We start from the raw sequence: 8,043 nt of genomic DNA, 5'->3' as shown, positions 1-8,043 counted from the left end.
CATACTTCGCCGAAGACGCTAGGTCGTTGGCTTGAGGAGGCGTATTCTACACTCTCCAGTGTCGGCGTCAAGGGCTTATTTTAATAAGTTTTTCAAGCGATGATTTCTTAACCACTCTCGTGAAAAGAAGCAAACCCGAAGCCCTTAAAGCGCTTGTCACCTGAGTCTCTTTCCCTAAGGAAGTAAACTCTCTAACACCGCTGCAAGTCCCGTGCATCCTAGCGTTTGCTAAAAGTAATTGGCCTGCTGTGCCGTGTCAGTGGATGCGTATTATAGGGAAACTCTGTAAGAGCACAAGGGGCTTTTTGATAAAAAGTGTAATAATTACATCAAGTGCATGCTTATCAAACAATAAGTATGAAAAAGGGGCTAAAAGCCCCTTTTATCCATTTAAATCGCTAGATTAGTTACCAAAGAAACGAGATTCTTGTTTGGCTTCTATCGCACCATCATTGGTTTCCACCGCAAAGTTGATATGTGTCATCGCTCTAGAGAGGTCTACCGGGTCAACTGCGATACTGATAGGCAGTGTTAATACCTCCCCGCCATTTAAAGACACTTGTTGTGGGCCAATCCATTCATAGTTAGTTAAGCCTTCCACACTCATATTATAGATATGGGTACTTTCAGTTTTATTAAGAATCTTTAGCGTGAAGGTATTCTCAATTAAACCCTGGTCTGTTTCTCTGAACAATAGGTTACGATCACGGATAACATCAATGCGGATCGGCGCAATTGTCGCTGTCGCGTAGATAAAGACCAAAATCATTACAGATAGAATGACGCCGTAACCAACAAGCTTAGGACGTAAGACTTTCTCTTGTATCCCTTCGAGCTTATTTTCGGTGGTATAGCTGATTAAACCTTTAGCGTACCCCATGCGTTGCATAGTGGTATCGCACGCATCTATACAGGCACCGCAATTAATGCACTCATACTGCAAGCCGTTACGGATATCGATACCGGTAGGGCATACCTGTACGCAGAGATCACAATCAATGCAATCACCTAAGCCCATCGCTTTGTGATCTGCTTTGCGTGATCTTGGCCCACGAGTTTCACCGCGCTGAGTATCGTAGCCCACTATATAAGTGTTCTTATCAAACATAGTCGCTTGGAAACGTGCATAGGGGCACATGTGGATACACATGATTTCGCGCATCCAACCCGCGTTACCGTATGTGGCAAAGGTAAAGAAAATCACCCAGAAGTAGATCCCACCACTGGCGCTTAAGCTGAAGACCTCCAAGTAGACCTCTCTTGTGGGCACAAAGTAGGACACGAAGGTCATTGCGGTTAATAGCGATATCAGCAACCAGGCGCCATGTTTTGCCGTTTTCCGCCACAGCTTATTAAAGCTCCATGGCATCTGGTCGAGCTTTATACGTTTATTGCGTGCGCCTTCGAGCTTCTCTTCAAACCAGATAAAGATAAAGGTCCAAACTGTTTGCGGGCAGGTATAGCCGCACCAAACTCGTCCGAGATAGGTGGTTATAAAGAACAAACCAAAGGCAGCAATCATCAATAGAGCCGCGAGTAAGGTAAAGTCTTGTGGCCAAATGGTTAATCCGAATACATGAAACTTTTGTTCTGCTAGATTAAACCATACTGCTTGTCGGTCTCCCCAAGGGATCCATGGCAACAGTAAAAAGAACAGCATAGCGATCCAACCCAAACGTCGGCGCAGCGTGCTCCACAAGCCTTCTACAGCGCGGACATAGATTCGATTTCGAGGGTTAAACCTATCCGCTTTATTAGCGTCAGGTTGATGGATTTTGATTCTTTCTACTTTTGAAAAATCTTTTTTATTTTGCTCTGCGTTCATTTTGTAGCCTTACAGCTTTAATATTGCTAGAAAACTAGCTTATTATAACGCTTATAATACAAGTTATTCACCTATATAGGACGAATTGATGAAAGGCTGGATTTTAATAGCGCTAATAGGCGCTACCCTTTATTACCTCTATACCGAAACAGACACACTCGATGAACCTGTTGCTGAAGTTCAAGCTATTTATCAACAAGCTCAAGATAAACTCGATAGCATGACGGGGACCAAAATGAAGCGTATCGATGATAAAGTTGATCTGTTAACGGCGGACATAGCAGAGCGACTATCGGCTACAGAGCAACAAGCATTAAAACTCATCAGCCAGTCGCAGGTAAAACTCGATGGCTATAAAGAGCGCTATTGTGGTAACGGCGCAGATAAACACACTAGCTTTAGTAAAGAGAACCAAACTTATATCTGTGACAAACTGAATTGAGTCACAATAGCCTAGCTAATAGGTCATTGCGATAGATCTCAGTTCGCACATTCGCGATTAATGTTAATTGACCTGAGATCTGATTCCGCCTAGCCTTTACTCATTACTGTTATATAACGAAATGAAAAGGCTAGCTGCTCATGACTGAAAAAGTGTCTGATATTTTTGATCCCACATTATGGGATGTCGTTCCTGGATTTGATTTCGAAGATATTACCTACCACAGAGCTAAAGATCAGGGAACCGTTCGCGTTGCGATAAATCGCCCAGACTGTCTCAACTCATTCCGACCAAAAACCGTAGATGAACTCTATACTGCACTCGATCATGCTCGCCAATGGTCTGATGTCGGCTGCGTATTGATCACTGGCAATGGTCCATCCGCTAAAGGGCAACACTCTTTCTGTGCTGGCGGCGATCAAAGAATTCGTGGCAAAGATGGTTACAAATACGAAGGTGCAGATGAAGGCACACCTGATGTTGCTCGAATGGGTCGCTTACATATTCTGGAAGTGCAGCGCTTAATACGCTTTATACCTAAAGTGGTTATTGCGGTTGTACCTGGTTGGGCAGTTGGCGGCGGCCATAGCTTGCACGTGGTCTGCGACTTAACCTTGGCTTCAAAAGAACACGCGGTATTTAAACAAACAGATCCTGATGTTGGTAGCTTTGACTCTGGCTATGGCAGCGCTTATTTAGCCAAGATGGTTGGCCAAAAACGTGCTCGAGAAATATTCTTCCTTGGCTTTAACTACAGCGCAGAAGAAGCATTCGAAATGGGCATGGTCAACCGGGCTATTCCCCATGCAGAACTTGAGACAGAAGCATTAAGTTGGGCGAAAGAGATAAACTCTAAATCGCCAACGGCAATGCGTATGCTCAAATACGGCTTTAATCTACCTGATGATGGTTTAGTAGGGCAGCAACTTTTTGCAGGAGAAGCAACGCGCTTGGCTTACGGTACGGCTGAAGCTCAAGAGGGACGTGACGCATTCTTAGAAAAGCGAGATCAAGACTTCTCATCTTTCCCGTGGCACTACTAATTTACAGTTTTCGCCTCTAATAGAATTGGTTGTAAACTCATCAATACATTAAAGATGTTGATGGGTTTATACCCGACTTATCCTTCCAATCTATTAAACCTATCAAACTTATCTATATAAACCCCTTTCAATTGCAAATGATAACCATTATCATTTGATTAACTTTTAGAGGAGCACCATCATGACCAAGACTATCACTTTTGCGATTCTTCACTTTAGCGTTGCCTTCACTGTGACTTATTTACTAACCGGCAGCGTCATCATTGGTGGTGCAATAGCCTTAATAGAACCGGCTATCAACACCGTAGTCTTCTATTTTCATGAAAAAGTCTGGAAAGGGATAGAGTCTAGGAATGCTTTACAAAGTGCCGCAGCATAATTGAGTGCGATTCCAGCGCCCTTTAATCCTTATCTGAATTGTTCAAACCGAGTTTGTTGGCTAGAGGCGCAATAGCCCCTCCCTGAATAAACACAGAGAACAATACAATAAAGAACACCATATGCACGATTTCAAGTGCTCCAGGCACACCAGCCGCCGCTGGAATTAATGCAAACACAATAGGAGTTGCCCCCTTTAAGCCAATTGCAGAAATAAACAATCGCTTCTTCCAGCTCGCTTTTACAAATGGCAGATAGCAAAGCTGTACTGCCAGTGGCCTTGCAACCAATATGAGTAAAATGGCAGGCAATAAGGAACTGGTAAATACCGCCGCTAATGACTGCGGGAAAATCTGCAAACCCAATACTATAAACATCAACGCTTGAGCTAGCCAAGACAAGCTATTGAGGAAGTGTTGATTAACCGCTTGCCCACGCTTAATACCATTACCTATCACCACACCTGCTATATAAGACGCTAACAGAATATTCCCCCCAAGCATATCAGCACCATAAGTTGCCACCACAAAGCTTGCGAGAACAAAAACCGGGATCAGGCCAAACTCAGACAGATGAATTCGATTAAGTAGTGAAACAGCCACTTTAGCCACCAGCCCACCCACGATTATCGCCACAGATATCTGCGTCACTAGCTCAAGTGCTATCTCCGAAGCAACTACCGTTTTACTGGCAGACAGTGCCATATCAGTTAAAAAAATCACCAATAGCATAGCCACAGGGTCATTGGTTGCAGATTCAAACTCCAATATGGTGTCAGTTTGCTCTTTCAGCTTTAATTTTTTAGATTCTAAGATAGAGAATACAGCGGCGGCATCGGTAGATGACACGATCGCCGCGAATAGCAGACAGGTGATAACATCGAAATCAAGCAGCCAATATAAAATGACCGAGAAAAACATGGTGGTAAACAATACCCCAAAAGAAGCCAATACACCGCCTTCTTTATAGGCCACTTTTATCTTATCCGTTGATGTGTTTATGCCACCAACAAATACAATCATGTTCAGTGCTAAGCCACCAATCCAAGCTGTTTGACTCAAATCATCATAAACAAAGTTAAATTCACCATTACCAAGCACTAGGCCTACGCCCATAAAGATAAGCAGTGATGGGATCCCCAGGGTTCTTGAAGGGTGATGCAGTAATATTCCGACTAAGATCAAAATAGACATACCAATCATGATCATTTCAGTCGTCATAAAACTTCCTTAAGTAAATTGAGCGAATAGGGAGATGAACGTTAGCGCATACAGTCAGCGTTAAACTGAACACTGTCATAAAAGTTTAACAATAAATTTATTAAGCATTCTTCAACGTTAAATATACTACAAATCACTAGGCTGACCATTAAACCAACCTTAAGGCTAAATTAACCCCACAGCGCTCTCCACTAAGTTAAGCCACTCAAACCTGCAGCAACACATTACTGTTCCTAGAAGGCGATTCAGAAAAAGCATTTAAGAAAAGTCGCCTTAAAGATTGTTCATCGAATAAAACCCCTACATTTTACTCACGTAAAGCCCATGGGCATTTTAATCTGCGCTTTAGCAGCTACAAAACACTGTCACCTAACTGTCATATATCTCTGTCTTAATGCAATCGCCTTCAGCGAGGCACTAATTTGGTTTCGTATTTAGACAACTTACAACAGAGTAGGAAAAGTAATGAAAAAAGTTATTGGCTTATTAACCGCAGTTGGTTTGATGGTATCGCCACTGGTTCAAGCGGGCACCGTTACCGTATCAGGTTCAACTTCCGTCGCACACGTGATGGAAGTACTTGCCGAGAATTACCAAAACACCGCTAACAAGAATGTTGAAGTGCAAAGCACGGGTTCTTCTGCCGGTATTCGCGCCGCTAAAGATGGTACCAGCATGATAGGCATGTCATCGCGCAACGTTAAGCAGAGCGAGCTTAACAGCGACACTAAAGAGATTGTTATCGCAAGAGATGGCATCGCAGCCGCGGTTAACAATGCCAACTCAGTAACAAGCTTAACTCAAACTCAAATATCTAAAATCTACCGTGGTGAAATTAACAACTGGAGTGAGGTTGGCGGAGAGTCACGTCCTATCGTAGTTGTTACCCGTGAAAATGGCTCAGGAACTCGCGGCGCTTTCGAAGAAATAATGAAGCTACAGCGTACCGTCAATGGTCACATTGTTACCGCAATCACCCCTAGAGCCCAAGTGGGTAATGGCAATGGCATGATCAAGACCATTGTGGCTAACAATCCATATGCCATCGGTTATATTTCGTTAGGCAGTGTCGATAGCAGTCTACGTGCAATTGATGTTGACGGTATTGCAGCTACAGATGACAACATTGCTACTGGTGACTATCAAATTGCACGTCCATTTATTGTGTTGATGGACAAGGACGCACCGCGTAATGCCCAAGACTTCATTGACTATATTCTTTCTGAAGATGGCCAAGGCATTGTAGCGAGCGAAGGTTACATCCGCGTTAAGTAATAATAGAGCAACCATTAATGAGGAGCTGCCGCTCCTCTTTATTAATTTGATTCATGTCTTATTAGTCGTAAGACATCGAGGCCAAGTGATGAGCACAACCAGTAAAGCCCGAGCGCAAGGACTGCAACTCGCCCCAGCAAAAAACTATGATTGGAAAGAACTCTTTTTCCATCTGTTATTTCTAGCCAGTGCCATGATTGGAGTAGCCTCTGTCACTACCATTGGTTGGTTTGTATTCCAAGAGGGACTCCCTGCCTTTAAAGAAGCCGGCGTACTCAACTTGGTTTTTGGTCGTGAATGGTTGCCTCCAGCACTTTACGGCATCTTGCCGATGATAATGTCGACCCTTATATCAACAGCGGGTGCGGTCATCATTGGTGTACCCATTGCCATTCTAACCGCCGTTTTCTTAGCGGAGCTCGCCCCAAAGTGGCTAGCAAATATAGTCCGTCCTGCTGTTGAACTATTAGCCGGGATCCCATCGGTTGTATACGGGTTCTTTGGACTCATCATCATCGTTCCTGCTATCGAAACCATCTTTAATATTCCTGCTGGTAACACTATTCTTGCGGGAATAATTGTATTGGCCATTATGATATTGCCAACAGTGATAACCATCTCTGAAACCTCCCTAAGAGCGCTACCTCCCGTTTATAAAGAGGGTGCTTTAGCGCTTGGTGCATCACATATTTACACTGTTTTTAAAGTACTCATTCCTGCTGCTCGCAGCGGTATATTTACCGGTGTAGCGCTCGGTGTAGCCCGCGCCATTGGCGAGACAATGGCCATTATTATGGTGATGGGTAACGCGCCAGCCATGCCGGGGTCAATACTAGAACCAGCCAGAACCTTAACGGCTAATATCGCAATGGAGATGTCTTACGCTACCGGCATTCACTCCAGCGCTCTTTACTCAACGGGCATCGTATTATTGGTGTTTATCGTTTTACTCAATGCGAGTTTGTTATTTCTAAACCGTAAGAGGAGCTACTAATGCTTCAAGATAAACGTATTTTTAATAGAGACCTTCAAGACAAGCTGTTGTTTGCTGCCATTTGGGCCGCAGCCGCCATCACCATTTTATTTCTGCTGTGGGTGGTATGGCACATATTAAGCAACGGCTTGGCCTATGTTAGTTGGGAGTTCATTACCGGCTCCTACACCCGTATAGGTGAAGCGTCTGGTATTTGGGCCATGATAGTGTCAACTGTATATATGGTTGGCCTGTCACTCGCAATCGCTGCACCCATCGGTATTATGACGGCCATATACTTAACTGAGTATGCGGCGCCAGGCAGTAACGTGGTTAAAACTATCCGTTTTTGCACTGAATCACTTGCTGGGATCCCATCCATTGTGTATGGCTTATTTGGTATGACCTTCTTCGTCACCACTTTAGGCCTAGGCTTCTCTATCCTTTCAGGTTCGTTAACGTTAGCGATGTTGATACTGCCGGTGATCATCCGCACCACAGAAGAGGCGCTTATTGCAGTCCCCATGAGCTACCGTGAAGGTGGTTATGCCCTTGGCAGCTCAAAAATCTATACCATCTGGCGCCTCATTTTACCGAGTGCTCTACCGGGTATTATCACCTCAATAATCTTAAGCATAGGTAGGGTCATTGGTGAATCTGCACCGGTATTTTTAACCGCGGGTATGGTCACCCAAATACCTGAATCTGTGCTCGATTCTGGCCGAACCTTAACCGTACATCTATATAAGCTCACTCAAGAACTCTTTACCCAACACGAGTGGGATCAGGCTTATGCTACCGCGACAGTACTGATTGTATTAGTTCTACTACTCAACATGACCACCAAATTCATTGCTACCCGTTTGATAAAATCTTAAAAGGCTATC

8 protein-coding genes are annotated in these 8,043 nt (G+C 44.0%); 6 read left to right on the top strand and 2 right to left on the bottom strand.

Translation table 11 applies throughout. The features are described 5' to 3' along the window. Positions 1 to 403: 403 nt before the first annotated feature. Positions 404 to 1,825 carry a cytochrome c oxidase accessory protein CcoG gene (gene ccoG, locus L2755_RS16405; RefSeq protein WP_248981756.1) on the bottom strand — a complete coding sequence of 474 codons (1,422 nt, stop codon included), beginning with the start codon at positions 1,823 to 1,825 and terminating at the stop codon, positions 404 to 406. 88 nt (positions 1,826 to 1,913) lie between these two features. On the opposite strand from ccoG, the gene L2755_RS16400 reads away from it, so the two are divergent. From L2755_RS16400 to L2755_RS16390, 3 genes are all read left to right on the top strand, one after another. Further along, on the top strand, positions 1,914 to 2,267 hold the full coding sequence (locus L2755_RS16400; protein WP_248981755.1) for a hypothetical protein: 354 nt from the start codon (positions 1,914 to 1,916) through the stop codon (positions 2,265 to 2,267). Positions 2,268 to 2,407: 140 nt separating this feature from the next. Continuing rightward, on the top strand, positions 2,408 to 3,310 hold the full coding sequence (locus L2755_RS16395) for a 1,4-dihydroxy-2-naphthoyl-CoA synthase (RefSeq protein WP_248981754.1): 903 nt from the start codon (positions 2,408 to 2,410) through the stop codon (positions 3,308 to 3,310). Between the two features lie 181 nt (positions 3,311 to 3,491). Further along, complete coding sequence (locus L2755_RS16390) at positions 3,492 to 3,689, top strand: DUF2061 domain-containing protein (RefSeq protein ID WP_248981753.1); 198 nt, start codon at positions 3,492 to 3,494, stop codon at positions 3,687 to 3,689. 22 nt (positions 3,690 to 3,711) lie between these two features. Here the strand turns inward: L2755_RS16390 and L2755_RS16385 are convergent, their stop codons facing one another. Further along, a complete protein-coding gene (locus L2755_RS16385) occupies positions 3,712 to 4,908 on the bottom strand; it encodes a potassium/proton antiporter (protein ID WP_248981752.1) in 1,197 nt (398 codons plus the stop codon). 465 nt (positions 4,909 to 5,373) lie between these two features. Here L2755_RS16385 and L2755_RS16380 point away from each other — a divergent pair, with 465 nt between their 5' ends. The 3 genes from L2755_RS16380 to pstA all read left to right on the top strand — a co-directional run bounded on the left by L2755_RS16380 (position 5,374) and on the right by pstA (position 8,034). Beyond that, on the top strand, positions 5,374 to 6,183 hold the full coding sequence (locus L2755_RS16380) for a phosphate ABC transporter substrate-binding protein (RefSeq protein WP_248981751.1): 810 nt from the start codon (positions 5,374 to 5,376) through the stop codon (positions 6,181 to 6,183). Between the two features lie 88 nt (positions 6,184 to 6,271). Next, positions 6,272 to 7,177, top strand: coding sequence for a phosphate ABC transporter permease subunit PstC (gene pstC / locus L2755_RS16375; RefSeq protein WP_248981750.1), 906 nt, complete (start codon positions 6,272 to 6,274; stop codon positions 7,175 to 7,177). Beyond that, positions 7,177 to 8,034, top strand: a complete 858-nt coding sequence (pstA, locus tag L2755_RS16370; RefSeq protein WP_248981749.1) for a phosphate ABC transporter permease PstA — start codon at positions 7,177 to 7,179, stop codon at positions 8,032 to 8,034. The genes pstC and pstA overlap by 1 nt, the downstream gene beginning before the upstream one ends. Positions 8,035 to 8,043: the final 9 nt, after the last annotated feature.

The sequence above is a fragment of the Shewanella abyssi genome (assembly GCF_023284025.1).
Taxonomy (GTDB): Bacteria; Pseudomonadota; Gammaproteobacteria; order Enterobacterales; family Shewanellaceae; genus Shewanella; species Shewanella abyssi.
The sequence above is the reverse complement of the archived record's forward strand: the minus strand, read 5'-3'. Positions and strand labels throughout refer to the sequence as shown.

Excerpts from the sequence above, each read along its gene's own strand:
- L2755_RS16385 (WP_248981752.1), bottom strand. The coding sequence starts at position 4,908 with ATGACGACTGAAATGATCATGATTGGTATGTCTATTTTGATCTTAGTC.
- L2755_RS16395 (WP_248981754.1), top strand. The coding sequence starts at position 2,408 with ATGACTGAAAAAGTGTCTGATATTTTTGATCCCACATTATGGGATGTC.
- L2755_RS16380 (WP_248981751.1), top strand. The coding sequence starts at position 5,374 with ATGAAAAAAGTTATTGGCTTATTAACCGCAGTTGGTTTGATGGTATCG.
- L2755_RS16390 (WP_248981753.1), top strand. The coding sequence starts at position 3,492 with ATGACCAAGACTATCACTTTTGCGATTCTTCACTTTAGCGTTGCCTTC.
- pstC (WP_248981750.1), top strand. The coding sequence starts at position 6,272 with ATGAGCACAACCAGTAAAGCCCGAGCGCAAGGACTGCAACTCGCCCCA.
- pstA (WP_248981749.1), top strand. The coding sequence starts at position 7,177 with ATGCTTCAAGATAAACGTATTTTTAATAGAGACCTTCAAGACAAGCTG.
- L2755_RS16400 (WP_248981755.1), top strand. The coding sequence starts at position 1,914 with ATGAAAGGCTGGATTTTAATAGCGCTAATAGGCGCTACCCTTTATTAC.
- ccoG (WP_248981756.1), bottom strand. The coding sequence starts at position 1,825 with ATGAACGCAGAGCAAAATAAAAAAGATTTTTCAAAAGTAGAAAGAATC.